The following is a 25715-nucleotide window of genomic DNA, read 5'->3' as shown; positions in this document are numbered from 1 at the left end:
CTTGTACTGTTATCAAAGCCGAAGCATTTTTTAGAAGTAGTAACCGATATTAATATTAAAGCGCCGCTCGGTTTCGCTGCTGTCACCGGCAGCACTGCCACCAACAAACGGCTGATTTCTGGCGTGTACTAAATCAAAATAGGTAAACAGACCGCCGGCGGCGACAGAAAAGCCGGTGACATTCATCATGGTGTCGCGGCTGTTATCAGATTTGTCGTACACCAGGCCATAGTTGTTATAAAACTGCAGGCCGGTTACCGGGCCCCACTCAATGGGCAGGCTGTAAGCCAGGTTGATGGTGCTGGTTTTCGCTTTGGCAGCAATGCTGTCGTAAAATGCATAGGCGCCTACGGCCATCTGATCAATGGCGTTACCGGCCATATCATCAAGGTTGTAACGGTATTCACCGTGTTGCAATTGCAGGTTCCAGCGCTGGTAATGGCCGTTTAGATGCAATGCCCAGGCATTGTAGCTACCCGCCCGTGAAGTGCCGTTGTGCAGGCCACCGGCTAAGGCTGAAACACCCAGTTCAGTGGTAAAATCGCTACTGTGTTCTAACTGATAGGCAAAACGGCCGGAGAAAGTGCTGTATTCGCCCAGTGGCTGCGCCGGGTCGTCATAAATGCCTTCTTCGCCCAGGCGGAAGCCGACGATATCGTACGAGTATCGATCGGCCCGGCTGTCAACAAAACCATCTACGCCGCCCAGTTCGTCATTTTTAAAAAAGCCCAGATCTAACTGCCAGTTGTCGGCCAGCTGACGCTTAAACATAATGCCAAGGTCATGGTCATCTTCCAGGCCCAGGTAATAATTGGTACTAAAGAAATAATTATGCGAGTTATACGGCCAGTTACCAAAAGGTACCTGGGTAATACCGGCCTGTACCTGCCAGTCTTCAGTTAGCTGATAACCCACGTAGGCGTATTTAACTGCAGTCATATAATCAAAAAAGCGGATTTCTGCATTTAACAGCACATCGCCGATGCTGCCGTTTAAATTCAGCCGGAAGATATCAAAGGCAAAGTCGCCGCCACGGTTTTTATTACCGTCGCTATAGGAGGTATGGCTGTAATTGGTACGGATAGCCCCACCCAGGCTGATACCATCGGTGTTTTGTTCATCTGCGCCGCTGGCCGCCGCAGTCTGCTCTATAAGAGTTGCCTGGGTTACTGCGGTTTTTTCGGTTGCGGCTTCCTGTTCTGCCAGGCGCTGTTCCAGTGCGGCAATTTGCGCTTTTAGCGCGGCCAGTTGTTGTTTGATATCGTCGGGTTCATTAGCAAGGGCCGAAAAATGACATAGCCCGGCGGCAGCGATCAAACTGATACTGCGAAGTGAAGACATAGTAAAACCTTATTTTTTATCAGATTTAAAGCAGGAGGGCTTTAAAGAATAGCGTAATTTGGCACTGATGCCAAATTAGGCGGCCAATAAGATTGGCTAAAAAGAGGCGCTGGCCGGGTTGAACCGGCAGGCTTTAAAAGATAGCGGAGGACAAATAGCGATCTCCACGGTCGCAAATAATCGCCACAATTACCGCGTTATCGAGCTGTTCGGCCAGTTGTATTGCCGCATGTACTGCACCGCCAGAGCTGACACCGGCAAAAATACCTTCTTCGCGGGCTAAGCGGCGCATGGCAGTTAATGCATCCTGCTGGCCGATATCAATAACCTGGTCAACGCGGCTTTTATCAAAGAAGCCCGGTAAATAAGCTTCGGGCCAGCGGCGAATGCCGGGAATATTGGCACCCTCCGCCGGTTGCAGACCAATAATTTGGATCGCCGGGTTTTGCTGTTTTAAGTACCGTGACACGCCCATAATGGTGCCGGTAGTGCCCATGCTGGACACGAAGTGGGTGACTTGTTGCTGGCTTTGCTGCCAAATTTCCGGCCCGGTGCTGGCATAATGCGCTGCCGGGTTATCGGGGTTATTAAACTGGTCCAGCACTATGCCTTTACCTTCAACCTGCATTTGCAATGCTAAATCGCGCGCGCCTTCCATACCTTGTTCTTTGGTTACCAGTATCAACTCAGCGCCGTAAGCACGCATCGAGCTTTTACGCTCTTCGGTAGCGTTATCCGGCATAATCAGTGTCATGCCATAGCCTTTAATTGCCGCCGCCATCGCCAAAGCAATACCGGTGTTGCCGCTGGTGGCTTCAATAATACGATCGCCTGGCTTAATAGTACCGCGCCGTTCGGCCTGCACTATCATATTCAGCGCCGGGCGATCTTTTACCGAACCGGCCGGGTTATCCCCTTCCAGCTTTAACAGTACAGTACTGTTAGTATGCGCCGCCATGCGCTGCAGCTTTACCAGCCGGGTGTTACCAACAGAGTGTTCAATCGTAGGAAAGGTCATAGTCAAAACCGCCGGAGAAAGAGAAAAATACCGCCGCCAGTGTAGCCCAAAGCCAACTGGCTGTTAATGCTTAAGCGCTGCGGAACTAACCTGTGAATCCATATTTGCTTAAAGTAATCCATTGGATTATATTGCTGCCATGCTTACGACGATTACTGAATTGCCGGAATATATAAAGTGCGCATTGGAGAAACATCATGGCTAAGGTATTTGACAGTATTGCGCAGGGGTTGCAAGAAGCCATAGCGCTAAACAACGGGCAACCTGTGGCTGCAAAAACGCATCGCCCGGCAGAGGTAGATGTAGCGGGGATCCGGCATAAACTGGGCATGACTCAGTTGGAGTTTGCCGCTAAGTTTTGCATTAGCGTGTCTACCTTGCGGCATTGGGAGCGGGGCGACCGCACGCCACATGGGCCTGCTTTAGCGTTATTGCATGTTGTTGCTAAAGAGCCACAAGCGGTACTTAGAGCGCTGGCCTAAAAGTAACAATTGGATCTGGCCCTCGAAATGTTGTTTAAGCCGGAAAGGCTTTATAGAAGTTAGTGTTGTCTAACAACAGCATCTAAGCTTTGATATATCTGTTGGACGGGATAAATTTTATGCCTACAATCTCAATGTTCTACGGCATCATTGTTCGGATGTACTTTGCGCCAAAAGAACATCCGCCGCCACACTTTCATGTCTACTATGGCGAACATAAGGCAACAATTGATATCCGTACATGCGAGGTAATTCAAGGTAATTTGCCAAAGAAACAAACTAAACTTGTGTTGGCATGGGCTGAGCTGCATCAGGATGAACTTACGGCCGATTGGGAGTTGGTAATGAACGGTGAAGAACCATTCAAGGTCCAACCATTACAGTGAGAGGTGAATTATGTATCCGTCTGTGAAAACGGTAGCGCCGCTAGATAATTATCTGTTGGCAGTGAGCTTTGATAACGGCGAAAAGGGCATTCTGGATATGAAACCCTATTTGGACTTTGGTGTGTTTAAGCGGTTGCAAGACGTGGAAGCATTTAACCGGGTTCGGGTGTCATTTGATACCATAGAGTGGGATGCCGGAGTCGATCTTGCTCCTGAGTTTGTTTACAGCAAAAGCCAAGGTTCAACAGCTGAAAAAGTGACGACAGTTAGCGCTTAGTGGCACTGTTAGTAGATTAAGGTTTAGATTTTTTATGATTCAAACGGTAAATTTGTCTTTATTGCACGGTATGTATGCTGGCGGAGACTGGAGCTGCGTTATCGAAATTCCGGGCGAAAGCAGTCTGGAAGACCTGCATGATGCTATTCAGCAGGCTGTCGAATTTGATAACGATCACATGTACGAATTCTATATAGCGAATTCCTACTGCGGAAAAAAGCTGCACCGGTATGATTGCGATGATGGCATCATTGTCGACACCACCGTAGCGCAGCTTTTTGCAGCGGCCACAGGCAAAAAAGTGTTTTACATGTTTGACTATGGCGATAGCTGGCTATTTCAGTTAACGAAAAGCCGGAAGAAACCACATGCAGCTGAAGCTGGAATAACTTACCCTCGGGTTGTTTCTGAAGAGGGCACTAAGCCAGATCAGTACCCCGACTGGGATGAAGAATAATTATTACCTCAAACGGTGTTCAGAGCCTTGGCTTAACAAAAAACACTGATTTACAAGGATGTAAATGAAACAAGTCTATTTCTCTTTGCTGGTTATTTGCGTAACCCTATTGCCCCTTCGCGCTGAGCCCAATGCTGCGGCGCCTGAAGTTGCTGTGTCTGATCTTGTGCAGGATTATCAGCGGCTAAACTGGTTTTCCGGTACCATTTTGGTAATAAAGGAAAACGAGATAGCCACCGCGCTGGCTGGCGGCTATGCCAACGATGAAACCCTGACACCTATCACCATGCAAACACGCTTTGATATTGGTTCGGTGCAAAAAGATCTGACAGCCGTTCTTGTGCTGCAAGCTGTCGACAATAAGCTTTTGCGGCTTGATGACAGCCTGGATAAATTTTCGCTTGGTTTCGCCAACGATCTGGTAAAGAACATCACGGTTCAGCACCTATTGGAACATCGCTCTGGTTTTGCTGATATTTTTACCGCCGAATACCGCTTGAACCCGGCAGCTTTCGACAGTATTGAAAAGAAGCTAGCAATACTGAAAAACACACCGTTACTGTTTGAACCGGGCACCGATCGGCGTTACTCCAATTACGGTTACATTGTGCTTGGCGCTATTCTGGAAAAAATCAGCGGTAAATCATATTGGGATTTACTGCAGCAAAATATCTTAGTGTCTGCCCGCATGACTCTGACAACAGAACAGCTTGGCCAAGGTACTGCGCTTGCCACGCCTTATCATTTTAATATTGATGCTAAACGCGTCGCGGTGGCGGCGAATGAACAGGAAAGCAGATCTGCTGATGGCGGCGGGCAGATGAATGTGTTCGAGCTTTATGGTTTCTATCATCAGCTGTTTAAAGCAAAGCACTTATTGTCGGCAACAGGATTACAGTATTTTCGGGCATTGCAACAAGATCAGCAACACTGGGTTGCCTTTGGCGGCGGCAAAGGTGTCAGTACAGCCGTAGAGCTGGACTTGGCTAATGATGTTTGGGTATTGGTATTGGCAAATACCGATCGTCTGGTTGCTGAAGAAATATCGGCCAGAGTGCACACTTTGTTTCACACCGGTAAATACCCTGAAATAAAACTGCCGGCAACAGTCTTTACCTGGCAGCTGTATCAGCGACTTGGTGAAAAGGCATTTAAAGCACAGTTCGATTCGGTGTACAAAGACGCCGGTTACCAAACCTTTGCCGGCAAGGTGATAACTGATTTGGCTCGCGAACTGGTTGCTGCCGGTGACGCACAAGGTGCTATACCTTTGTTTGCCTATTTGACGGAGCGTTACCCTACAAGCCCTGAAGTTTACGATGGCCTGGCTTTTGGCTATTTTAGTGCCGGCCGAGAAAACGAAGCACGTAGCATTTTTCGCAAAGCAACAGCGCTTAAACCCGGCTTTAACAGTCAATTTAATGCCAATAACTATAAAGCAGATGCAAAGTCAAAGTGAGTTGTTGACGGCGCAACGGATAAAGGGATCTGAATGAAAACCATCTTATTTTTTATAGTGTTAATCTATCCTTTGCTCAGTTTTGCCAATACGGCAGACATTAGCGTAACTAAACGCTCAGCTGATGCCTATATATTAACGCCGGCGTATTCGACCAATATTGGTTTGTTTAACACCGCAAAAGGAGTAGTGCTGATTGACCCGATGCCTGGCGAAAGCCAGTTAGATGCGTTAAGTGCGCGGGTGAAAAGTATCTTTTCTGACCAAGTAACTTATATTCTGAACACGCATGACCATAGTGATCATAGCGGCGGCAATGCCTATTTTATTGCCGGTGGTAGTGAGCTAATGCAATCGGCGGATACAGTGGCAGAAATAGACATGCTGACGGTGAAATCCCATACTGCCAACGATGCTATCTTTGTGCATAAGCCAAGTAATACTATTTTTGTCGGCGATATTTATACTACCAACTGGCACCCGACGTTTTATGCGGGAGGCGTAGCCGGTTTTGTCGCAGCTGTTGATGCCATCTTAAATTTAGGCAATGAAAACAGCCTTATCGTACCGGGCCACGGTAAACCTGGCGACAAGCAGCAGCTTAAGCTGTTCCGGCAAAACACGCTGGAATGGGTCGCGACAGTAAAAGCCTTGAGCAAACAAGGCCTGACAGTCAGTGAAATTAAAGACAACGCTGAAATACAGCGCATTTTGAGCAAGTTTAATCCGGAAAATAAAATTGATTTTATTCCGCAGCCTGCTTTTGAACGTTTTATCGAAAGAACGCTGACAGTTATCGAAAAAGGAGTCTAAGCAAATCGCAGGCTACCTTATAACTGATAGCGAAGATATTGTTTGCTACTGCCCGCCACGAGCAGCTTACAGCAAGCTTATGGCGTGAAGCTGTAGTTCAGGCATAGATCGCCGCTACTCGCTTTAAAGCACGGTAAGCTTCAACACCTCATGGCGGTGACAGCCGCTATGTTTTCTGAAATTTCTGTCATTGTGTTGCCGTAATATCTCGCCTAAGCACTGTATAAACTACTGTAAAACAGCGCTATTTTTGTTAAAAAGTTAATCGCAAGCTTAAACCCCGCTTTCACACAGATGCTTATTAAACCCGGCGCAAGATGTTGTTGATTTAACGGAAAATGTTAGCTAGTTTAGCAGGATGTAAAAACAAGATAGAAGGGAGAGTCCCGCGATGAAAGCAGGGATTTTGCCTTCTAATAATATTGTTAACTCTCTAGGAACACCATGAGCAATTCAGCTAATTTCGACCTTGAACTCGAAAGCCTCAAAGAGGCAGCGACTGACAAGTGGTTTATGCAGCAATCTCTAGATTTTGCTGCGTTTCAAAGGCTTTACGCTTACCTAGCGAATAAGTCCGAGGTGCTTAAGGCTGAGTACGTTGTTTCTAAGCAAATTATTCGTGTAATGCTCGACGCTTCAAATGCGTTAGAGAGTGCAAATGAAAAAAAGCTCGCGGGAGAATTCATGATGCTGCTTGGGTTAATTTCCCGAAATGAGGCTGCGAATGATCGCAAGCCGGGCGTGCCACGCATCGTCTAAGAGTTAACAAGGCCAAGCACAGCGACAGCTTTTTCGTTGCGGCTTCGCCTCCACTACAAAGCTGCGCATGTTGGCGGCGTTATAACTATCGGTGTTCCTTCAATGGATTATGAATTTTCAGCAAATTGTGATTTGAGAAATATTGCCCCATTTTGGAGAAAAATTGGCGATTTGATTGATGGAGGCATCAGCGAAGAGGAAGTAACACATATTGAGCGGTTTGCTTATAGTGTGAAAGACAATAGCCATGATGTGATTCAAATGTCCTTCTCATTTCAGTCTGCCAGATGTGAATTAGCTTTTGCCATAAAAGTAGATAATCAGTCACCAGAAATGTTAATTCTGTCTGACTCTCAGCAGCTCATTGATGCCATCACGGAAAAGCACCATGAATTGTGTAATGAACTGGGCATATAGTTATAACAAGGCGCATCACTCGCTCCCTGCGGTCGCTGGGACGCCAAACCCGCTGACGCGTTTTTGTCGCCCGTGTGCTTTGCGTTAGCACTCTCGTATGAATATAGATTTTACCGAACAAGAACTTCCCGAAGGCTGGTGTCTACTAGATAGCAACCAGTCTATGAAAATGAGTTTAGAGCTAGGCCGTGAAACCTGTGAGACTCACAAATTACACGGATTAAATAGTAAAGCATTGGCTAGAAAAGATGGTCGGGATGATTTCCTATTTAAGATTGAGGGTGCTCCAAGACCACTCTATGTAGTACACCTCACATGGAGCAAGGAAACATCTCCTGACTGGCCTTGGATTACAGAATTTGGAAGTAAAACAGATTTTATAGAGAACTGGCGCAAAATTTATGACTAGTAAAGTGCTAACAAGCAAAGGCAGCATCGCTCACGCAAAAACCGCATGGGTTGGACTCGCTAACGCTCGCCGCTGCTTTGGTCGTTGGTTCACTTCATTTAGGGAGTAGAAATGTTATTTGATCAAGACTTTATTGAATGGGTAGAAGAAAACCCGATCGAGGGTTTAATTAAAGCCGGAGACATTGCTTTACAAAAGCAAAAAGAATTTGAGAACAATCATGCATGGACAGAAGCTGAACACGAGATTTTATGGGATGCGTCTACATTTATTCAGTTAGTTTTGAGCATCAATGAGATAGCTGTTGAGGCCAGTATGCCAGATGCAACTACCGATATAGGCATAAATTGCAGAAAATTAATGGAATATATTGAAGCCGTAACGATTACTCTTAGAGGGCTAGCTACCCAATTAAAAATAAATTCTTACAAGAACAGATATCGATCAGCTCTCAAGGGAGCATTTGCTTACGAATTTTCACAAGGCGACCTAGATCGCGTTCAAGTTCTAGTTAATGAAATAAGAACTCATATTATTGAAAACCAATCGCTAGAAGAAGGTCACAAGCTTCGACTTTTAAAAAGGTTAGAAAAGTTACAATTGGAATTACATAAAAGAGTATCAGACCTCGATCGCTTCTGGGGGTTGGTGGGAGATGCCGGCATAGTTCTTGGCAAGCTAGGTAGGGACGCTAAGCCAATAGTAGATCGAGTTAAAGAAATTGCACAGATAACATGGAAAACCCAAGCAAGAGCAGAAGAGTTGCCAAGCGACTCTAAAAATCCGATGCTTGGACACGATGAAAATGCATAACAAACACCAGCACAACGCGCCTGCGGCGCTCGATTCGCAACAAGTTGCTCTCGTGTGTGGCGAGCGTTAAAAGGAAGTTAAGTGAACTGGGCACGAATTGCAAAATACACACTGATTTACTTTATCTTTTCTGCTGCTTCGGGAGTGCCATTGGGGTATGTAATGGGACGCTATGATTCAGGTGGTGAAGTTATTCCTAGCTGGGTTTACTGGCGCTTTATTTTCCTTTCTATGCTTGTTGAAGCAACGGTCATTTATTTTCTGGTGAAGAATCAGGAAAAGTTTGCTTTTATACATGCACTTATAGTTGTTTTGCTCAGTTCTTTAATTGCATCATGTATTCTGTTTTTGCTGGCTGGCGAGGCTCTTTTGGGCAGCTGGCAAATTGATTTTATAACTATGTTTATTGCGCTTTTTTTAGGTGTTGCTTTAGGCAAGCAACAAAAAATTCAGGCGTTGCAAATGCATAACTAGCACTCGCGGCCTGCTGCGCTGGGACGTCAAACGCTAACGCGTTTTCCGCCCGTGTGCTTTGCGTTTGCTTTAACTACCACTAATGTTTACACCGCTACTACTATCGGCTAAGCCGCAGCAGATTATCGCAAATCACCGCGGCGGCTATACCAACATTCAGTGATTCCGCTTCACCAAAGGCCGGGATGGTAATTTTACGGCTGATCACGCTCTCTAATTCTGCGCTGATACCATTAGCTTCATTGCCCAGCACAATAAAACCACCTTGTTGGCTAAGTTTTAAGCTGTGTACCGGCTCCCCACCCAGATAAGCACCGTACACCGGCGCAGAGCTTTGTGCCAGCAGCGGTTGCAGGCTTTGATAGTGCAACTGCACGCGCAAAAATGAGCCTTTAGCGGCGGCAATAACCTTGGGGTTGTAGCAGTCTGCAGTATCCGGCGAGCAGACAATATGTTTAATACCGTACCAGTCGGCTATGCGGATAATGGTACCGAGGTTACCCGGGTCATTGATCTGATCCAGCACCAGCACAAAGCCGTGACTATGCGACACAAATTCGCTGTGCGCGGGCATTTTGACCACCGCCAGAGCGGCGTCGTTGCTGCTAAAGGTGCCTACCTTTACCAGCTCATCGGCGCTGCATTGTTGCACCAGCGCGGCAGCTGTAACTTGCTGCGGATAGCGTTGTAAAAAGTTATCAGTAGCAAAAACAGCCTCTACCTGCCAGCCGGAGGCCAGCAGTTCTAACACGGCTTTTTCGCCTTCAACAAAAAACAGTTGTTCGGTTTTGCGGTATTTTTTTTGCTGCAAGGAGCGGATTAATTTGCTCCATTTCTGGCTGATCATTTAGCAAATACCTGTTTACCGTTAACGTAGGTTTGCTCTACCTCTACCCGCCATAACTGCTTGGCCGGAATATTGTAGATATCGCGATCTACCAGGATAAAGTCGGCCCAGCTGCCTGGTGCCAGCGTGCCCATGCTGGTTTCCTGGAAAGCGCCGTAAGCGGCGTCAACGGTAAAAGAGCGCAAGGCTTCAGTTAAGCTGAGTTTTTGCTCTGGCAACCAACCACCAACCGGTTGGTTATCCTGGCTTTGCCGGGTAACCGAGGCATGAATACCATGAAAGGCGTTGGCCAGTTCAACCGGAAAATCGGAGCCGCCAACAATAATGCTGCCCTGATCGGCAATGCTGCGCCAGGCATAGGCACCACGTAAGCGTGCCACGCCTAAGCGATCACCAGCCATATTTTTATCTGAGGTGGCATGCACCGCCTGCATCGCCGGCAACACATGCAGTTTGGCAAAGCGCGGAATATCTTTCGGTGACACAATTTGCGCATGTTCTACCCGGTGGCGGCTTGGCTCACGTTTATCCTCCGGCACTAATTGCTCGAAGCGGTCCAGCACTAAGCGATTAGCCAAGTCGCCTATGGCGTGCACGTTGGTTTGAAAACCAGCATCTATCGTCATTTGCATAATTTGCGTTAACTGGTCCGGCTGGGTAACCAGTAAGCCTTTTTGCGATGGCTGATCACTGTAGGGCTCGATAAGTGCGGCACCACGGCTACCCAGGGCGCCATCGCCATAAATTTTTACTGAGCGGATATCAAGAAAGTCGGTTTTATCATCAATAATGCCGGCTTCCAACCACTGCGGCAGCTGTGAGTCGCGTGCTGATAGCATCGGGTAGATACGCAGCGGCAGTTTTTGCTCTGCCGCCAGTTTCTGGTACAGCTTTACGGTGGCGGTATCCACACCTGCATCATGCACGCTGGTTATGCCCAGTGCCAGTAAATGGGAAAACGCCACGTTTAACGCCCGCAGGGTGTCGTTGTCATCTGGTTCGGGTATATGTTGCTCTACCAGCGCCATGGCGTTGTCTATTAATACACCGGTGGGGTTGCCTTTACTGTCACGGATAATTTCACCGCCGGGTGGGTCTATGGTGTCTTTATTGATACCCGCCAGCGCCAGCGCTTTGCTGTTGGCCCAACCGGCATGGGCGTCAACCCGGGTTAAATACACTGGTTTGTTGTTAACGGCTTCATCCAGTAACGCTGTGGTAGGAAACTGCTTAGTAGGCCACAGTACCTGGTTCCAGCCACGGCCAATAATCCAGGGCGCATCCGCATTGGCAGCAGCAAACTGCGCTACCCGCGTTACGGCGTCTTGTTCTGTTTCGCTGCCACGCAGCTCTGCTACGGCTAAATATTGTCCCAACCCCAGTACATGGCCGTGGCCATCAATTAAACCCGGCAATACGGTTTTACCGTTGCCAGCCAGCTTTTTTGCCTGCGGATATTGCGCAGCAACAGCGCTGTCGCCACGAGCCAGCACTTTGCCGGTTGTATCGTCAAACACCAGTACGCTGAACTGCTGCAACTGGCGCGCAGAGTCGAAGCCGTAACCTTTAATATCTGACAGTACAATAGGGGCGGCGCTGAGATTGCTGGTAAAAAGACCGGTAGCGAATAAAGCACAAGCTAAGCTGGCAAAGCGAAACATAAGGTATTGTCCCTGTTTGGTTTTACTGGCAACTATAGCAATAAAACAGCGCCAGCGGAATCTGGCGCCGCTATTCAGGGTGTGTCGTGTTGTCGTGCCTGTTCGATACGCTCGCGGGTGTCGGGGTGAGTGCTGAGGTATTTTAACAATGTGCTGGTACCTTGGTCGTCAGTACTGCGCTCGTTCAGTAATGCCGACATAGCATCGGCAAAAGCCGAGGGCGATTTACCCAGCACTTTTAATTGTTCCACAGCAAACTGATCAGCTTCGCGTTCCATATCGCGTGAGAAAGCACTTTGCAGCATTACTGAGCCAGAGCCGAGTAATAAGTCGGCAATGCCTTCAGGATCGCCAAACAAAATACCAAATACCAATGCTGCACCCAACGACTGGGCAATTAACCGCACACTGTGCTGGCCTTCGACGTGGCCAATTTCATGTAACAGTACGGCCAGAATGGCATCGGGTTTGTCTTTTAATAAGGTAACCAGTTCGTCTGTCATAACGACTGTGCCATCTGGCAGGGCAAACGCGTTGGCACCAAAAAAATCTGATTTATACAAATGCAGCTTGTAGCTTTTATATTCCAGCGGTAGCTTTTGTAATGCCATTTGCCAGTGATAATGCACTGCAGCTTGTTGGGCCGGTGTTAGCTCTGTTGGCTCCAGCGCGGTTTGTTGTAAGGAATAAAACGTTTGCTGGCCCATTTGCTGCTTAACGCTATCGGGTACCAGAGGCACGGCAGCGCTGGCCAGCATGGGCATTAAATCAACAATAATCCACCACAGTAACAAGGGTGACAGGATTACTGCAGCCAGAATAGATAGCTTGTGGCTTTCCAGCCTGGCGGCAGTTTTGGCTGTGCCAGACAACTGCGACCAGCGAAAGCACGGGTCGTCTGGCACAAAGATGGCGCCATCACGCAGTTGCAGTTCAACTGCCAGCCCCGGTATCACACTGCCAAAACGGTAATCGGCTGCTGTGGCTTCGGTAAGTATGGTGTCGCTTTGCGTGCTGCGGATAATCAGCTGGCCATTATCTGCAAAGGTGGCAACAGCACGGTATAACGTGCTGCTGCCAGCATGCTGGAACTGGCCGTTAACGGCAGATAAGGGCGACATCAGGCTAAAGACACATCTACGTCAAACAAGCCTGCCGCTTCTTCGCCAAAGGCATTGCTGCTTTGCTGCACCTGATCAACCAACGAGTCAGCCTGCGGATATACCGCTACTGTTGTTACTGATGCCAGGTAAGCCGCTTTACGGATTTTTGCCCAGGGGTAAGCCAGGCCTAAACTGAAAATAATCGCCAGCAAGTTTGTTACCGTTAACCATAAATATGGCATTACCCGCATTTCAGACTTAAATTTGGCAATGCCGGGCAGTTCGGTGCGCTCAAATATATGGTTGCGGATCATGCTGTGGTAAATGGCGCCGCTTAAAGCAAAAGCAAAAAAGTACAAAACAAATACTGCGGCGGTAACAAGTACTGTGGCAACGCCAGCGTCAGCAACACCGGTAGCGGCCATAACACCTACTAATACTACACCAACAATTATCATCACTGTGATAACACCCATAACGGCAGCCATCGCCACTAAAACAGCAGTATAGTATGAACTGGTGTCAGTATTTATGTGCATTTTCTGGCCAGCAAAGCTGGTGTTACTGCAAATATAACGGTCAATTTTTTTCAGCACCCACGGCATGGCCAGGTACGCAGTGAACACTGCCAGCACCGGCAGTAATACAAAGTATTTAAATGCGCCGGCATAATCACCGTGAAAGGCAAACCGCACATTACGGTAGCTGGTCATACGCATATTGAATTTCAGACTTTGTACAATTAACCAGGGCGACGCCAGCATAAACAGCAATGCCAGTACAATTGCCAGAACCGGCGATAAGGAGGATGCAATAAAAAACAGCGCAAAGATAATAACGGCGATAATACGGCCTTTTAAAATTTGTATCGGTGTAGCCAGATAACGAAAAGGTTGGTTGTCAATGCGGGTATGGCCATAAAAATACTGGTTAGTACGTACTTTAGCCCATGCACTGTATATGCCTAAAGTAACAATACTCAGTAACAGATTGACAATCCAGATGCCAAAAAACTCACCGGCGTCGCCGCTAAAGGCTACTTTACCAACACGCGCAGGCGAGTTTTCCTGCGCCGTAGTGCTAACAGAATTCTCCATGAGACAGCTTCCTTATTGTTATGTTGATGTAAAACAAAAGCAGAATTATACCGACAAAGTAGGGGGGCTTAGCAATGAATATTTAGTAAATATTTAACGGCAACACGGTGCAGTATTGAATAACTAATACTGCACCGTATTGATGGGGTTACTTAAGGTTGAGCTTCGTAGCCGCTGATATCACCTATGCCAGCAGGCAGCAGGCCTTTTAGCATATCAGGCGTATAAGCGCCGGCGTCGGTCCATAGCACCCAGTCGATATCGCCAAGATAACCGCTGCCACCGGCGTCTCCAAGTTGCAGGTAGTTGTCGGTATTGTTGCTGGCAGGGCGCATAGTTACGCCTTCAAGCTGCACTAACGGCGTGTTGTTACCGGCAACATACAAGGCAACATTGCCTGTAGTGGGCGAGGTTAAAGCAACAGTAAAATGGTAAACCCGGAACTGGCTCATATCCAGCGGATCGGGCTCGTTGCCTTTACCGGCGGTAACAGATGAACCGTTATCGGCATTTTCCAGTTGTACCCCTGAGTTATTGCCGTCATTACGAAACACCACTTTTAACCGGCTGGTGGCGCCCGCTGCGGCACTGTCGCCCAGCGCAATTTCGGTTTCCAGAATGCGGTTACCGCCGGCATTACCTTGAATACCCATTAACAGGGTGAAGAACTTCGGATAAACACCATCTGCCGGTGCCACATTATTTAGTTTAGCGCGGCTGCGATCGGCAGCATTGGCCAGGCTGTCGAATGTTATAGTGCCATCACCGTTGGCGGTAAACAGATTCGGCTCGGCTGCACCACCACTTTGTTGCGGCTCGAAGCTGCTCTGTGTGCCATCTGGTAAGGTAATGGAATTGACAGCAAAGGGCTGCAGGCTGCCATCATAAGCGCCCCAATCGACACTCAGCGGTGGTTCTATCGGGTCAATCGGTACCGGCTCTGGCCCCGGGTCTACCGGCTCTGGTGGTGGCGGTGCTGCGCACAAACCCGGGCTTGGCGGCGTGTCGATAACGCCAACGCCAGCGTAAGACAGTACTGTAGCTTTTACGTTATGTACCGGGATCAGGTTTCCACTGTAGTTGTATGGCACGTCGAGCTCACCGGTAGACTCGGCATCTTCACCGGCAACCGCGCCATCGTCCGGGCTTTCTTCCCAGGTGATATTTTCAAAGATATTGTCAATCAGCTGCCAGTAGCCAATTTCCTGGCTGTATAACGACATTACCGGGTTTTTCATATCAGCGAAGTGGTTGTGCTCGATACGGATAACCGCCCCCATGCGCGAATTAATACCGCTTTCCAGCGCGCCATCATAGAAGTTGTTATAGATATGGCCTTTACCAAAACGGAACAGTGGCAAGCGCGAATTAACGTTATACCAGTGGTTGTGGTGATAGGTTAGTGTGCGGTCAAAGTTGTCGCTGTCGGATGAGCCTACCAGCGAGGTTTTCCAGCTGTTATGGAATTTATTAAACGAGATGGTAATAAACTGGGCATCGCCTTTGGCGTCTACCAAGCCGTCATAATAGTCTTTTACCTGATCCTCGGTTAGTGCCGGGTCGTCCACTGTCAGGCTGTTATAAATCTCGTTATGGTCAATCCAGATATTGCGTACCGGGCCTTCCATGCTGATACCATCACCTGGCGCGCCCATATTCGCGCGCACATGGTGAATACGCAGGTTGCGGATAATAATATTTTCTGCACGCACAATATTAAAGCCGATGCCGGCCATTTCGCCCTGAGTACCCAGGCCTATAATGGAAATGTCTGATACATCTTTAATGTCGATGCGGCTGTCGTTGGCATTTTGCAGTGTAATAGTGCCATTTACCCAGATGGTAAGTGGGCGGTTTGGATCTTTATTTTTAATGGCGTTGATCATTTCTTCGCCGGTACAGACAGTAATTTCTACTTTATTTTCACCACTGCCGCCGGTGGTGCCGCCATTTTCTGCGGCATAACCGTATACCGTGTCCAGATCAGTCAGGTTAACTACGCTGGTATCCGGTGCCGGAGTTTCAGCGCCGGTATCGGGCTCTGGTGTTGTGTCGTCGTTGTCGCTGCTGTTGCAGCCCAGCAACAAACTACTGCCAACCAGAATGGCAAGAAGCGTTTTATTAAACATTGTTGGCTACCCTTTGCTTTGGGTGCACCTTACCGTCGTACTGCTTAATCGAAAATGCAAGACACCCTGTTGATTTTAAATAATTATTTTTATATGCAGCTATTTATTTTGTTTTTGTCTACCGGTGGCAATTTTGTTGCGCACTAAGGCAGTAATCATATTGCTGCGCGCATAGTTATGGCCGAAGGGGGGGATAAAGCGCAAGCCATGGTGATAAAATCACAAGGCTTTAGCGCAAAACGTTCGTATTTGAACCAAACACAGCAGACTACGCCACATTACCGCCGGCACTAAGGCGGGCCGGGTCGAGTAATTTTTCCAGTTCGCTGCGGCTATAGCTGGTGTGTTCCAGTGCTACATCCAATACCGGCCGTTGCTGTTTGTAGGCTTGCTTGGCAATTTCTGCCGCTTTGGCGTAGCCAATTAGCGGGTTAAGTGCGGTAACCAAAATAGGGTTGCGCGCCAGTGCTTTACTGATGTTGTCCTCGCGCACCGTAAAGCCTTTAATGGCTTGCTCTGCCAGGGCTTTGCAGCCATTGGCTTGTAGTTCAATGCTCTGCAACAGGTTGTAGGCAATAACAGGCAGCATAACATTCAGCTCAAAATTACCAGACTGGCCGGCAAGGGTAATGGTGGTGTCATTGCCTATTACCTGGGCGCTAATCATGGCAACCGCTTCAGGAATAACCGGGTTAACTTTGCCGGGCATAATAGACGATCCTGGCTGCAGTGCTGGCAGTTCAATTTCTGCCAGGCCGGCGAGGGGGCCTGAGTTCATCCAGCGCAAGTCGTTGCATATTTTCATCAGGCATACTGCCAGGGTTTTTAATGCACCAGACGTTGCCACGGCTGTGTCTTGTGAGCCAATAGCACTGAAGAAGTTGTCAGCAGGGCGAAATGGCATACCGGTGTTGCTACTCAGTTGTTGGCAAAATACCGCAGCGAAGCGCGGATCGGCATTAATGCCGCTGCCTACTGCCGTGCCACCTTGTGCCAGGGCTTGTAGCTGGTGTAATTGTTGTTGCAGCTGGTTTTCTGTCAGGTGTAACTGAGCCTGCCAGCCACCCAGTACCTGAGCAAAGCTAACCGGCATGGCATCCATCAGATGAGTACGACCGGTTTTAATCAGGTGGCCTACTTCAGCTGATTTTTCAGCCAGGCGCTGTTGCAATAGTTGTATTGCCGGTAATAACTGCTGTTGTATCGCCAGCGCAGCACTGACGTGAATTGCACAGGGAATAGTGTCATTGCTGCTTTGGCCCAGATTAACATGATCATTCGGGCTTACCGCTGCATTCAGGCTTTGGCTGGCCAGTGTCGCCAGCACTTCATTTACGTTCATATTGCTGCTGGTGCCGGAGCCGGTTTGAAAGATATCCAGCGGATACTGCTGCATATCGGTTGTGGTTAACTGTGTATCAGCAGCGTGTATAATGGCCTGGCTGATGCCGGCATCCAGTAAGCCCAGCTGTTGGTTGGCACCTGCTGCCGCTTTTTTAATCTGCAACAAAGCCTGAATAAACTGTCGCGGCAAGGGTAAACCACTTAAATTGAAGTTTTGCACGGCACGCTGCGTTTGCGCCTGATACAAAGCTGATGCAGGTACCTGTAGTTCACCCATGCTGTCATGTTCGGTGCGGGTAGTCATAAAACCTCCTCAGAGTTGGCTGCAGTTAGTGTCTTTAGTTGTATCTTGTTTACAGTGCTGGCGCCAGCTTGCCAACAAAATAGTGGCGTTGGTTAGTTGCGATAACTATCAGTTTTTCTGCGGTAAAGCCCGCTGCCAGCAGCTGTCAGGCAGGCCGGTTTCAATAGACTTTTCTGACAGATAACGGTATAAATACCGGCATTACACCCGACAAACTGATTTTTCAGCCCGCCCATGTTGCAAAGGCAATCTGTCTTCTATGCTTAGCTAACTGCCTAGGATATCAACAACTTAATCTGTAAGATTAATGGCAGAGGCTGAATGTATCAGTTAAGTTTATTCTAATAAGGACGCGCGACAGTTATGACACTTATGTGGATTTTACTTCTGCCGCTGCTGGGAACTCTGGTTCCGCTGCTGGCTGCTAAATGGAACCGCAGTGCCTGCGCACTGGCTACCGCTTTGCCGCCCGCTATTGCGCTGATGTTAGTGCTGGTACATACCGAACCGGTACTGAGCGGTGAAACTGTGCGTTTTTTCCTGTCGTGGATCCCATTACTTGGCCTGGATATATCCATACGGCTTGACGGCCTGGCGTATTTATTCAGCCTGCTGATCTTAGGCATTGGCTTGCTGATTATTCTGTATGCGCGCTATTACTTGTCTGAGCGCGATTCGATGCCACGTTTTTATGCTTATTTAATGCTGTTTATGACGGCGATGCTGGGCATAGTATTGTCGGGCAATTTACTGCAGCTTTGGATGTTCTGGGAGCTAACCAGTATCAGCTCTTTCCTGTTAATCAGCTTCTGGTGGCATAAAGCGGAAGCGCGTCGTGGTGCCCGTATGGCATTAACGGTAACAGGGGCTGGCGGCTTAGCCTTATTGGCGGCGTTTTTATTAATAGGGCAAGTGGTAGGCAGTTATGATTTAGATGTGGTGCTGGCCAGTACCGATGTTATTCAGCAACACAGCTGGTATCCGATATTGTTAGTGCTGTTTTTGTTGGGTTGTTTTACCAAATCGGCGCAGTTTCCGTTTCATTTCTGGTTGCCTAATGCCATGGCAGCACCCACGCCGGTAAGTGCTTACTTACACTCAGCCACTATGGTAAAGGCGGGTATTTTTCTGCTGGCGCGGTTTTATCCGGCGCTGTCTGGCACCGAGTTATGGTTTATTCTGGTGAGTTTAACCGGCCTTACTACCTTGCTGATAGGTGCTTATCTGGCGCTGTTTAAACATGACTTAAAAGGCTTGCTGGCGTATTCAACTATCAGCCATCTGGGCTTAATTACCTTGCTGTTTGGTATGGGCACCGATTTAGCGGCAGTAGCCGGGGTGTTCCATATTATCAACCATGCCACTTTTAAGGCGTCGCTGTTTATGGCGGCCGGTATTATTGATCATGAATCCGGCTCGCGGGATATGCGTAAGCTCAACGGCTTGTGGCAATTTATGCCGATCACTGCCACGCTGGCGATGGTAGCGGCCGCTGCTATGGCCGGGGTACCTTTGCTAAATGGTTTCCTGTCGAAAGAAATGTTTTTCGCCGAAACACTGCATCAGCACCTGCTGGGCTCTTTGTCGTGGGTTATTCCTGTGCTGGCCACGGTAGCCGCTATTTTCTCTGTCGCCTATTCGATGCGCTTTATCCATGATGTATTTTTTAACGGCCAGCCGAAGGGCCTAACCAAAACACCGCACGAACCGCCGCGTTATATGCGCGTGCCGGTAGAGGTACTAGTGGCGCTGTGTATTCTGGTGGGTATTTTTCCGGCTTACTTAATTGGCGATCTGTTGCATGCGGCTTCGGCTTCTGTGCTCGGTGGTACGGTGCCGGAATACAGCCTGGCCATCTGGCATGGTTTTAACCTGCCGCTGATGATGAGCATACTGGCGCTGGCCGGCGGTACGCTGATTTATGTCAATCGCAAACATCTGTTTGATTTTCAGAACACCTTACCTGATATGGATGCGCTAAACAGTTTTGAAGGCGGTGTTAAGGCGCTGATTGCCCGTTGTGACCAGTTTTATCAGTGGCTCGACAACGGCTCGTTGCAACGATACATGGTGCTAGTGTTATTGGCCTTTATTGTGCTGGCAGGTATGCCGTTACTGGAGCTGGATACCCTGTGGGGCGGGCGTGATGAGTTACCTATTGATGCGGTAAATGCCACGGGCGCCGCTATGTTGCTTATTGCCGCTTTTGCTACTGTGGTGTGGCATCGCAAGCGGGTTGTGGCGTTGCTAATGATCTCGGTAGTTGGCTTGATGGTTTCGATAGCCTTTACCCGTTTTTCTGCGCCGGATCTGGCACTAACCCAACTTTCAGTAGAAGTGGTAACCGTTATTCTGTTGATGCTGGCGTTATTCTTTTTACCGCATAAAACTCCTAAGCAATCAGAGGCCCCAAGGGTGGTACGCGATATCAGTATTGCCAGTATGGTAGGTGTGCTGGTTGGCAGTTTAAGTTATGGCCTGATGACCCGGCCGTTAAACAGTATTTCTGAGTTTTTCCTGGCCAATGCTAAAACCGGTGGTGGTGGTACTAATGTGGTCAACGTTATTCTGGTTGATTTCCGTGGGTTCGATACCATGGGCGAAATTGCGGTATTGGGTATAGCCTCTTTAGGTATTTTTAAGCTGCTCACCCGTATTCCGGTGTTTAAACCCAGCAGTGACGGTGAAGGCCGGCCCTGGGCTACAGAGCGCCATTCGTTGTTGCTGTCTACGGTATCGCAAAGCCTGTTGCCACTTGCTGTTATGGTGTCGGTGTATATTTTCTTCCGCGGTCACAATTTACCCGGCGGCGGCTTTATTGCCGGCTTAATTACCGCTGTGGCAATTATTCTGCAGTACATTGCGCAAGGGGTTGACTGGGTAAAAGAGCGGATGAACGTAGAATACCAGCGCGTGGTAGCCGTAGGCTTGCTGATTGCCTTGTTTACCGGCGTGGGCAGCTGGGTATTCGGCCGGCCATTCCTGACGTCCTGGTTTGACTATTTTGATATTCCGCTGCTGGGCACTATTGAGCTGGCCAGTGCTATTGCTTTTGACTTGGGGGTTTATATTACGGTTGTCGGCTCTACACTGCTGATTCTGGCCAGTCTGGGTAAAATGACCACCAGCCACCGGCCAGTGCATAAGGATACAATTTAATGGAAACCTTGTTTGCTTGCTGTATCGGTTTTCTTACCGCTTGTGGCGTATTTCTGATGTTACGTGGCCGCACCTTCCCTGTGGTGCTGGGCCTGACCATGCTGTCTTACGCGGTTAACCTGTTTATTTTCTCTTCTGGCCGCTTAACGCTGCGGGGGGCTGCAGTGCTTGGCACCAGCGAGCAATATGCTGATCCCTTACCGCAGGCACTGGTGCTTACCGCAATTGTAATAGGCTTTGCTATGACGGCATTTTTGGTGATTCTGGCAATACGTGCCCGGGCAGATCTGGGTAATGATCATGTCGATGGCAAGTTGCCGGAATCTGAGATGTCGAAGAAGGAGAGTCGCTGATGTGGCATCTGATTACCGCGCCCATTTTGCTGCCATTTTTAACAGCATTAATAATTATGTTGCCACCGGTGCATTACTCGCCAATGCGCCGCCGCTGGGTAAGTATGATTTCCAGTGCTATTCAGCTGGTACTGGCGGTGTGCTTACTGTTACAGGTGCAACAGCAGGGTTTAATACATTATGCAGTGGGTGATTGGCAGGCACCGTTTGGTATTATTCTGGTAGCCGATACCCTTTCAGTGGTTATGGTTTGCCTGACGTCCTTTCTGGCGTTAGGAGCTATTTGTTACGGCAGTGCCGGTGAAGATGAAAAGGGCTCGTTCTTTCATCCGCTATTTCAGTTTCAGGTGATGGGTATTAATGGCGCCTTTCTAACCGGCGACTTATTTAATCTGTTCGTGTTTTTTGAAGTATTACTGATCGCGTCGTATGCGTTGCTGATCCACGCCGGTGGCAAAAATAAAACCAAAGCAGCAGTACATTATGTGGTATTGAATTTAACCGGTTCGGCTATTTTTCTGTTCTCGCTGGCGGTACTGTATGGCACGCTGGGTACATTAAATATTGCCGACATGGCAGTAAAATTGGCGACATTACCGGCAGAAGATCTGATGCTGGTGAAAGCGGGCGGCTTAATGCTGATGATAGTATTTGCCCTTAAAGCCGCAGTGTTGCCGCTGCAGTTTTGGCTGCCTGCAACTTATGCCTCGGCATCAGCGCCGGTTGCCGCATTGTTTGCTGTAATGACAAAAATAGGGGTTTATGCGCTGCTGCGGGTGTATAGCACTATCTTTGGCGAGAATGCCGGGCCACTTGCTGGAATGGCCAGCGATTGGTTATTACCCGCAGGCCTGGCGACCATCGCTTTAGGTGCAGTAGGTGCATTGGCAAGCCAGGATTTTCGCAAACTGGTTGCCAATCTGGTACTGGTGTCTGTCGGTACCCTGGTTAGCCTGGTGGCGTTGCAAACCGAGCTGTCAGCTGCAGCTGCATTGTATTACACCGTGCATTCCACACTGGTGACAGCAGCACTGTTTCTGGTTGCAGACTTAATCGCCAATCAGCGCGGTAAAGCCGGAGACAGACTGGTTTCAGGCCGGCGGGTTAGCCAGCCAATCCTGCTTGGTTTTATCTTTATGATCGGCGCGTTAACGGTTGCGGGATTACCGCCGTTTTCCGGCTTTGTTGGTAAGCTAATGATTTTACAATCTGCTGTTGAACCGGTTAGCCGGATATTACTGTGGAGCCTTATTCTGTTAAGCAGCCTGATGGTTATAGTGGCATTATCGCGTGCTGGCAGTACTTTGTTCTGGCGGGTAAGTGGCACTGAGCCGGGCGGTGGAAAGGCGCCAAGGTTACAGATTTTTGCTGTTATCTGGTTACTGCTAGCCAGCCCTTTGCTGGCAGTATTTGCCGGGCCGTTAACCGCACTGTCGCAACAGGCTGCTGCCCAGTTATATGATACAGCCACCAGCAACAATATTATTCTTGGCCAGCAGCCGGTACAGGAGATCAAACCATGAGATTTGAGCCTAAATATCGCTGGCTACCAACACCTTATCGTAGCGTTTTACTGTTTATTGTCTGGCTGCTGTTAAGCCAGAGTATAGCGCCGGTGCACCTGTTTTTTGCCGTTATACTGGCCGTAGTTATTCCGCTTTTTACACTTAGGTTCCGTGATCCGCAACCATTAATAGAGCACCCTTTGTTGGGGCTGCGCTATATACTGCGGGTGCTGGCCGATATTGTCACAGCAAATGCTCAGGTAGCATTGCTGATTCTGGGGCCAAGAACACGATTAAAACCGGCTTTTGTGAAAGTGCCGCTGGATTTACAACACGAGCTGCCAATTACTATTCTGGCCAGTACTGTGTCGATGACACCCGGTACCGTCAGCGCTGAAATTTATCCGAGCAAAGACAGTTTACAACCGGGCGAGCCGATGCCACAGCGCTGGTTATTAATTCATGTATTAAACCTGTCTGGTACCGAGGCAGAGCTGATTAATGACATTAAACAGCGCTACGAAGCGCCTTTAAAGGAGATTTTTCAATGCTAGATAATGTCATTATGCTGGTGTTTGCCATGATCAGCATCGCGTTGTTGCTAAATCTGTATCGCCTGTTGCGTGGCCCCAGTATTCCGGATCGCATTCTTGCGCTGGATACTATGTACATTAACAGCATCGCGCTGATTATTCTGTACGGTTTGTTGATGGAGTCGCCGCTGTATTTTGAAGCGGCGCTGCTAATAGCAATGCTGGGCTTTGTTAGCACAGTAGCTGTGTGTAAGTTTCTGCTGCGCGGCGACATTATAGAATAGGAGAGCATGATGGAATACTGGATTGAGTGGGTAGTCGCATTTTTCCTGTTACTGGGTGGCAGTTTCGTGCTGATAGGCTCTATTGGCCTGACCCGGATGCCCGATTTTTTTATGCGTTTACATGGGCCTACTAAGGCGACTACGCTTGGCATGGGCGGTATATTGCTTGGCTCGATGTTCTTTTTTTATACCCATGGTGAAACCAGCGTGCATGAACTGCTGATCACCATATTTTTACTGATCACCGCGCCTATTAGTGCACATATGCTGATAAAAACAGCATTGCACTATAAGTTAAAGGCAGTAGATAAAACGACAGGAAAAGATAGCATACACCCGGCACAACAGAAACAACATGACAGAAAACCGCTGCCTTAGCAGCTTAGTTTTCGTCGAAACCGTTTTTGATCAAATTGACCACCGCGTCCAGCGCTTGCTGCGCATCGACACCTTCGGTACATACCTGCAGCGTTTTACCTTTACTGCTGGCCAGCATCAATAATGCCAGAACACTGCTGGCATCAGCGCTTTTGTCTTCCTGTACCAGCTCTATACGGGCACTAAACTGCTGGCACAGTTGTGCCAGCTTACTGGCTGCCCGGGCATGCAAACCCAGCTGATTGACAATAGTAACGGATTCGCTGCACTTGCTCATGGTTTTAGCCCTTAGCTGCGTGTCTGAACAACTCACGGTGCCTTACCTGAACATCATCCCGCAGGCTGCGGTAGCTCTCTGTCAGGCTTTCGGCAATGTAAACTGAGCGGTGTTGTCCGCCGGTACAGCCGATAGCAATGGTTAAATAGCTGCGGTTATTACGTTCAAGATGTGGCAGCCAGGTACTGATAAAACTGTTAATTTGCCAGATGTATTTTACTACCACAGATTGTGCCGCCAGATAGTCTTTTACCGGTTGGTCCAGCCCCGTTAATGGTTTCAGGTCTGGCTCCCAGTGCGGGTTGGGCAAAAAGCGTGCATCAAAGACAAAATCGGCATCTTTGGGTATACCGTACTTAAAGCCGAATGATTCAAACAGGATCACCAGACGGCCGGTTTTCTGGCCTAAGATACGTTCACGTAGCTGCTCTGCTAACTGATGCACGTTCAGTTCAGTGGTATCAATGTATAAGTCGGCGCGGCTGGAGATAGGGTCCAGCAGTTGCTGCTCTTCAGAAATAGCTTCATCAAGCGACATGGCCTGATGTGACAGCGGGTGCAAACGGCGTGTTTCGCTGAAGCGTTTAATCAGGCTGGCATGATCGGCATCCAGATACAGAATGGTTAGTTCCAGTTTTCTCGGCAGATAAGACAAAATCTCGGTTAATTCGTCTGGGTCTTTGGGTAGGTTACGTACGTCAATGCTAACAGCGACACGTTCGTACTGGCCTATTACTGTAGTGGCCAGCGTAGGCAGTAAATTGACCGGAATATTATCAACACAATAGTAGCCAAGATCTTCCATTACACGCAGGGCTACAGACTTACCCGAACCGGAACGACCGCTGACTACCAGTAGCTTCATTTTGACGTTTCTGCCTCACTGTACTGCACGAGCAACTGATATAACTGCTGGTTGGTCTGTGCATGACGGATTTTTTTGGTCAGCTCTTTTTGGCTGAGCAATTTTGCGATACCAGCCAGGGTGCTCAGATGCGCCTGGCACTGGGCCTCGGGTATCAAAATGGCGCAGAAAATATCTACCGGCTGGTTATCAATAGCATCAAACGGAATAGCTTCTTTACTGACCACAAATACCAGCAAAGGCGAAGTGACACATTTTAATTTGCCATGTGGGATAGCGATACCACCGCCAATACCGGTTGAACCGAGTTTCTCGCGCGTCATTAACGCTTCAAGAATGCCGTACTCGGTCATCTCTGGTAATTGTTGATGCGCCAGTTCGGCAATGTATTCCAGAATACGTTTTTTGCTATTAAAAAGAACTGCACTTTTAGTGCAGTTCTCGGCCAGCATAGAGGTTAAATTCATCATAGTTTACTTAGTGCCGGGCTATTTTCTCTTTGTGTTTAATTACCTGACGATCCAGCTTGTCTATTAACTGGTCAATGGCCGCATACATATTCTCGTCTTCGGAAACCGCAAATACCTCACCACCATTCAAATGCAGTTTAGCTTCTGCGATCTGCTTTAATTTTTCCACGTTTAGGATCACATGTACATTATTTATATGATCAAAATGGCGTTCCAGTTTAGCAAATTTGCTGTCAACGTATTCTTTTAATGCAGTTGTGATTTCAACATGGCGACCAGTTAGATTGATTTGCATAGACAT

General features: G+C 48.4%; 29 protein-coding genes. 17 read left to right on the top strand and 12 right to left on the bottom strand.

The genetic code is table 11. The features are described from left to right. Window positions 1-30: 30 nt before the first annotated feature. Entirely contained in the window at window positions 31-1341 is a 1311-nt protein-coding gene (locus AR688_RS12455) for a porin (protein WP_068234028.1), read from the bottom strand. Window positions 1342-1474: 133 nt separating this feature from the next. Then, a complete protein-coding gene (cysM, locus tag AR688_RS12450) occupies window positions 1475-2359 on the bottom strand; it encodes a cysteine synthase CysM (protein WP_068234025.1) in 885 nt (294 codons plus the stop codon). 197 nt (window positions 2360-2556) lie between these two features. Between cysM and AR688_RS12445 the strand changes: the two genes are divergently transcribed. From AR688_RS12445 to AR688_RS12395, 11 genes are all read left to right on the top strand, one after another. Next, window positions 2557-2841, top strand: a complete 285-nt coding sequence (locus tag AR688_RS12445) for a helix-turn-helix domain-containing protein (RefSeq protein ID WP_068234022.1) — start codon at window positions 2557-2559, stop codon at window positions 2839-2841. 119 nt (window positions 2842-2960) lie between these two features. Beyond that, the gene (locus AR688_RS12440; protein ID WP_068234204.1) at window positions 2961-3227 is read left to right on the top strand and encodes a DUF4160 domain-containing protein; all 267 of its coding nucleotides are present in this window, start codon (window positions 2961-2963) and stop codon (window positions 3225-3227) included. 10 nt (window positions 3228-3237) lie between these two features. Further along, a complete protein-coding gene (locus AR688_RS12435) occupies window positions 3238-3504 on the top strand; it encodes a DUF2442 domain-containing protein (protein ID WP_068234018.1) in 267 nt (88 codons plus the stop codon). 34 nt (window positions 3505-3538) lie between these two features. Then, window positions 3539-3961, top strand: a complete 423-nt coding sequence (locus AR688_RS12430; RefSeq protein WP_068234015.1) for an IS1096 element passenger TnpR family protein — start codon at window positions 3539-3541, stop codon at window positions 3959-3961. Between the two features lie 64 nt (window positions 3962-4025). Continuing rightward, on the top strand, window positions 4026-5420 hold the full coding sequence (locus AR688_RS12425) for a serine hydrolase (protein ID WP_068234011.1): 1395 nt from the start codon (window positions 4026-4028) through the stop codon (window positions 5418-5420). Between the two features lie 33 nt (window positions 5421-5453). Beyond that, window positions 5454-6233 (top strand): MBL fold metallo-hydrolase, encoded by a 780-nt coding sequence (locus AR688_RS12420; RefSeq protein ID WP_068234008.1) that lies wholly within the window; start codon window positions 5454-5456, stop codon window positions 6231-6233. 444 nt (window positions 6234-6677) lie between these two features. Further along, window positions 6678-6992 carry a hypothetical protein gene (locus AR688_RS12415; protein ID WP_068234005.1) on the top strand — a complete coding sequence of 105 codons (315 nt, stop codon included), beginning with the start codon at window positions 6678-6680 and terminating at the stop codon, window positions 6990-6992. A gap of 102 nt (window positions 6993-7094) precedes the next feature. Next, window positions 7095-7409: a hypothetical protein gene (locus tag AR688_RS12410; RefSeq protein WP_068234002.1), complete on the top strand. Its 315-nt coding sequence runs from the start codon at window positions 7095-7097 to the stop codon at window positions 7407-7409. Between the two features lie 97 nt (window positions 7410-7506). Continuing rightward, the gene (locus tag AR688_RS12405) at window positions 7507-7818 is read left to right on the top strand and encodes a hypothetical protein (RefSeq protein WP_068234000.1); all 312 of its coding nucleotides are present in this window, start codon (window positions 7507-7509) and stop codon (window positions 7816-7818) included. Between the two features lie 111 nt (window positions 7819-7929). Further along, window positions 7930-8631 carry a hypothetical protein gene (locus tag AR688_RS20360; protein ID WP_068233997.1) on the top strand — a complete coding sequence of 234 codons (702 nt, stop codon included), beginning with the start codon at window positions 7930-7932 and terminating at the stop codon, window positions 8629-8631. A gap of 81 nt (window positions 8632-8712) precedes the next feature. Further along, window positions 8713-9105: a hypothetical protein gene (locus AR688_RS12395; RefSeq protein ID WP_156420292.1), complete on the top strand. Its 393-nt coding sequence runs from the start codon at window positions 8713-8715 to the stop codon at window positions 9103-9105. Window positions 9106-9205: 100 nt separating this feature from the next. Here AR688_RS12395 and AR688_RS12390 read toward each other — a convergent pair whose 3' ends face one another. From AR688_RS12390 to AR688_RS12365, 6 genes are all read right to left on the bottom strand, one after another. Beyond that, window positions 9206-9952 carry a TrmH family RNA methyltransferase gene (locus AR688_RS12390; protein WP_068233991.1) on the bottom strand — a complete coding sequence of 249 codons (747 nt, stop codon included), beginning with the start codon at window positions 9950-9952 and terminating at the stop codon, window positions 9206-9208. Further along, window positions 9949-11613: an amidohydrolase gene (locus AR688_RS12385; RefSeq protein ID WP_068233989.1), complete on the bottom strand. Its 1665-nt coding sequence runs from the start codon at window positions 11611-11613 to the stop codon at window positions 9949-9951. Before AR688_RS12385 ends, AR688_RS12390 begins: the two co-directional genes overlap by 4 nt. 74 nt (window positions 11614-11687) lie before the next feature. Then, window positions 11688-12734, bottom strand: a complete 1047-nt coding sequence (locus AR688_RS12380; protein WP_068233986.1) for a M48 family metallopeptidase — start codon at window positions 12732-12734, stop codon at window positions 11688-11690. Beyond that, a complete protein-coding gene (locus tag AR688_RS12375; RefSeq protein WP_068233983.1) occupies window positions 12734-13813 on the bottom strand; it encodes a YjgN family protein in 1080 nt (359 codons plus the stop codon). Before AR688_RS12375 ends, AR688_RS12380 begins: the two co-directional genes overlap by 1 nt. A 152-nt stretch (window positions 13814-13965) precedes the next feature. Beyond that, window positions 13966-15942 (bottom strand): pectate lyase family protein, encoded by a 1977-nt coding sequence (locus AR688_RS12370; protein ID WP_068233980.1) that lies wholly within the window; start codon window positions 15940-15942, stop codon window positions 13966-13968. A gap of 268 nt (window positions 15943-16210) precedes the next feature. Beyond that, window positions 16211-17590 (bottom strand): class II fumarate hydratase, encoded by a 1380-nt coding sequence (locus AR688_RS12365; RefSeq protein WP_068233976.1) that lies wholly within the window; start codon window positions 17588-17590, stop codon window positions 16211-16213. A 363-nt stretch (window positions 17591-17953) separates the two neighbouring features. On the opposite strand from AR688_RS12365, the gene AR688_RS12360 reads away from it, so the two are divergent. The 6 genes from AR688_RS12360 to AR688_RS12335 are packed head-to-tail and all read left to right on the top strand — an operon-like array spanning window position 17954 to window position 23802. Beyond that, on the top strand, window positions 17954-20749 hold the full coding sequence (locus AR688_RS12360; RefSeq protein ID WP_068233973.1) for a monovalent cation/H+ antiporter subunit A: 2796 nt from the start codon (window positions 17954-17956) through the stop codon (window positions 20747-20749). Then, window positions 20749-21102, top strand: a complete 354-nt coding sequence (locus tag AR688_RS12355) for a Na+/H+ antiporter subunit C (RefSeq protein ID WP_068233970.1) — start codon at window positions 20749-20751, stop codon at window positions 21100-21102. The genes AR688_RS12360 and AR688_RS12355 overlap by 1 nt, the downstream gene beginning before the upstream one ends. Continuing rightward, the gene (locus AR688_RS12350) at window positions 21102-22625 is read left to right on the top strand and encodes a monovalent cation/H+ antiporter subunit D (RefSeq protein ID WP_068233967.1); all 1524 of its coding nucleotides are present in this window, start codon (window positions 21102-21104) and stop codon (window positions 22623-22625) included. The genes AR688_RS12355 and AR688_RS12350 overlap by 1 nt, the downstream gene beginning before the upstream one ends. Further along, the gene (locus AR688_RS12345; protein ID WP_068233964.1) at window positions 22622-23161 is read left to right on the top strand and encodes a Na+/H+ antiporter subunit E; all 540 of its coding nucleotides are present in this window, start codon (window positions 22622-22624) and stop codon (window positions 23159-23161) included. The genes AR688_RS12350 and AR688_RS12345 overlap by 4 nt, the downstream gene beginning before the upstream one ends. Continuing rightward, window positions 23155-23424, top strand: a complete 270-nt coding sequence (locus AR688_RS12340) for a K+/H+ antiporter subunit F (RefSeq protein ID WP_068233961.1) — start codon at window positions 23155-23157, stop codon at window positions 23422-23424. Before AR688_RS12345 ends, AR688_RS12340 begins: the two co-directional genes overlap by 7 nt. A gap of 9 nt (window positions 23425-23433) precedes the next feature. Further along, on the top strand, window positions 23434-23802 hold the full coding sequence (locus AR688_RS12335; protein WP_068233959.1) for a Na+/H+ antiporter subunit G: 369 nt from the start codon (window positions 23434-23436) through the stop codon (window positions 23800-23802). A gap of 4 nt (window positions 23803-23806) precedes the next feature. Here the strand turns inward: AR688_RS12335 and AR688_RS12330 are convergent, their stop codons facing one another. Genes AR688_RS12330 through hpf form a run of 4 tightly spaced genes read right to left on the bottom strand, consistent with a single transcriptional unit; the run spans window position 23807 to window position 25709 of the window. Further along, window positions 23807-24079, bottom strand: a complete 273-nt coding sequence (locus AR688_RS12330; protein WP_068233956.1) for an HPr family phosphocarrier protein — start codon at window positions 24077-24079, stop codon at window positions 23807-23809. Window positions 24080-24083: 4 nt separating this feature from the next. Continuing rightward, complete coding sequence (gene rapZ / locus AR688_RS12325) at window positions 24084-24944, bottom strand: RNase adapter RapZ (protein ID WP_068233953.1); 861 nt, start codon at window positions 24942-24944, stop codon at window positions 24084-24086. Next, window positions 24941-25414 carry a PTS IIA-like nitrogen regulatory protein PtsN gene (gene ptsN / locus AR688_RS12320; protein WP_068233950.1) on the bottom strand — a complete coding sequence of 158 codons (474 nt, stop codon included), beginning with the start codon at window positions 25412-25414 and terminating at the stop codon, window positions 24941-24943. The genes rapZ and ptsN overlap by 4 nt, the downstream gene beginning before the upstream one ends. A 7-nt stretch (window positions 25415-25421) precedes the next feature. Beyond that, on the bottom strand, window positions 25422-25709 hold the full coding sequence (gene hpf, locus AR688_RS12315) for a ribosome hibernation promoting factor (RefSeq protein ID WP_068233948.1): 288 nt from the start codon (window positions 25707-25709) through the stop codon (window positions 25422-25424). Window positions 25710-25715: the final 6 nt, after the last annotated feature.

The sequence above is a fragment of the Rheinheimera sp. EpRS3 genome, assembly GCF_001513785.1.
In the GTDB taxonomy this organism is placed as follows: domain Bacteria; phylum Pseudomonadota; class Gammaproteobacteria; order Enterobacterales; family Alteromonadaceae; genus Alishewanella.
Note: the sequence above shows the minus strand (reverse complement) of the source record. Positions and strands in the feature narration are given on the sequence as shown.

Excerpts from the sequence above, each read along its gene's own strand:
- AR688_RS12340 (WP_068233961.1), top strand. The coding sequence starts at position 23,155 with ATGCTAGATAATGTCATTATGCTGGTGTTTGCCATGATCAGCATCGCG.
- hpf (WP_068233948.1), bottom strand. The coding sequence starts at position 25,709 with ATGCAAATCAATCTAACTGGTCGCCATGTTGAAATCACAACTGCATTA.
- AR688_RS12365 (WP_068233976.1), bottom strand. The coding sequence starts at position 17,590 with ATGACTACCCGCACCGAACATGACAGCATGGGTGAACTACAGGTACCT.
- AR688_RS12385 (WP_068233989.1), bottom strand. The coding sequence starts at position 11,613 with ATGTTTCGCTTTGCCAGCTTAGCTTGTGCTTTATTCGCTACCGGTCTT.
- AR688_RS12360 (WP_068233973.1), top strand. The coding sequence starts at position 17,954 with ATGACACTTATGTGGATTTTACTTCTGCCGCTGCTGGGAACTCTGGTT.
- AR688_RS20360 (WP_068233997.1), top strand. The coding sequence starts at position 7,930 with ATGTTATTTGATCAAGACTTTATTGAATGGGTAGAAGAAAACCCGATC.
- AR688_RS12440 (WP_068234204.1), top strand. The coding sequence starts at position 2,961 with ATGCCTACAATCTCAATGTTCTACGGCATCATTGTTCGGATGTACTTT.
- AR688_RS12430 (WP_068234015.1), top strand. The coding sequence starts at position 3,539 with ATGATTCAAACGGTAAATTTGTCTTTATTGCACGGTATGTATGCTGGC.
- AR688_RS12455 (WP_068234028.1), bottom strand. The coding sequence starts at position 1,341 with ATGTCTTCACTTCGCAGTATCAGTTTGATCGCTGCCGCCGGGCTATGT.
- AR688_RS12420 (WP_068234008.1), top strand. The coding sequence starts at position 5,454 with ATGAAAACCATCTTATTTTTTATAGTGTTAATCTATCCTTTGCTCAGT.
- AR688_RS12380 (WP_068233986.1), bottom strand. The coding sequence starts at position 12,734 with ATGTCGCCCTTATCTGCCGTTAACGGCCAGTTCCAGCATGCTGGCAGC.
- AR688_RS12330 (WP_068233956.1), bottom strand. The coding sequence starts at position 24,079 with ATGAGCAAGTGCAGCGAATCCGTTACTATTGTCAATCAGCTGGGTTTG.
- AR688_RS12415 (WP_068234005.1), top strand. The coding sequence starts at position 6,678 with ATGAGCAATTCAGCTAATTTCGACCTTGAACTCGAAAGCCTCAAAGAG.
- AR688_RS12355 (WP_068233970.1), top strand. The coding sequence starts at position 20,749 with ATGGAAACCTTGTTTGCTTGCTGTATCGGTTTTCTTACCGCTTGTGGC.
- AR688_RS12350 (WP_068233967.1), top strand. The coding sequence starts at position 21,102 with ATGTGGCATCTGATTACCGCGCCCATTTTGCTGCCATTTTTAACAGCA.
- cysM (WP_068234025.1), bottom strand. The coding sequence starts at position 2,359 with ATGACCTTTCCTACGATTGAACACTCTGTTGGTAACACCCGGCTGGTA.
- AR688_RS12405 (WP_068234000.1), top strand. The coding sequence starts at position 7,507 with ATGAATATAGATTTTACCGAACAAGAACTTCCCGAAGGCTGGTGTCTA.
- AR688_RS12375 (WP_068233983.1), bottom strand. The coding sequence starts at position 13,813 with ATGGAGAATTCTGTTAGCACTACGGCGCAGGAAAACTCGCCTGCGCGT.
- ptsN (WP_068233950.1), bottom strand. The coding sequence starts at position 25,414 with ATGATGAATTTAACCTCTATGCTGGCCGAGAACTGCACTAAAAGTGCA.
- AR688_RS12445 (WP_068234022.1), top strand. The coding sequence starts at position 2,557 with ATGGCTAAGGTATTTGACAGTATTGCGCAGGGGTTGCAAGAAGCCATA.
- AR688_RS12370 (WP_068233980.1), bottom strand. The coding sequence starts at position 15,942 with ATGTTTAATAAAACGCTTCTTGCCATTCTGGTTGGCAGTAGTTTGTTG.
- AR688_RS12335 (WP_068233959.1), top strand. The coding sequence starts at position 23,434 with ATGGAATACTGGATTGAGTGGGTAGTCGCATTTTTCCTGTTACTGGGT.
- AR688_RS12435 (WP_068234018.1), top strand. The coding sequence starts at position 3,238 with ATGTATCCGTCTGTGAAAACGGTAGCGCCGCTAGATAATTATCTGTTG.
- AR688_RS12425 (WP_068234011.1), top strand. The coding sequence starts at position 4,026 with ATGAAACAAGTCTATTTCTCTTTGCTGGTTATTTGCGTAACCCTATTG.
- AR688_RS12345 (WP_068233964.1), top strand. The coding sequence starts at position 22,622 with ATGAGATTTGAGCCTAAATATCGCTGGCTACCAACACCTTATCGTAGC.
- rapZ (WP_068233953.1), bottom strand. The coding sequence starts at position 24,944 with ATGAAGCTACTGGTAGTCAGCGGTCGTTCCGGTTCGGGTAAGTCTGTA.
- AR688_RS12390 (WP_068233991.1), bottom strand. The coding sequence starts at position 9,952 with ATGATCAGCCAGAAATGGAGCAAATTAATCCGCTCCTTGCAGCAAAAA.
- AR688_RS12410 (WP_068234002.1), top strand. The coding sequence starts at position 7,095 with ATGGATTATGAATTTTCAGCAAATTGTGATTTGAGAAATATTGCCCCA.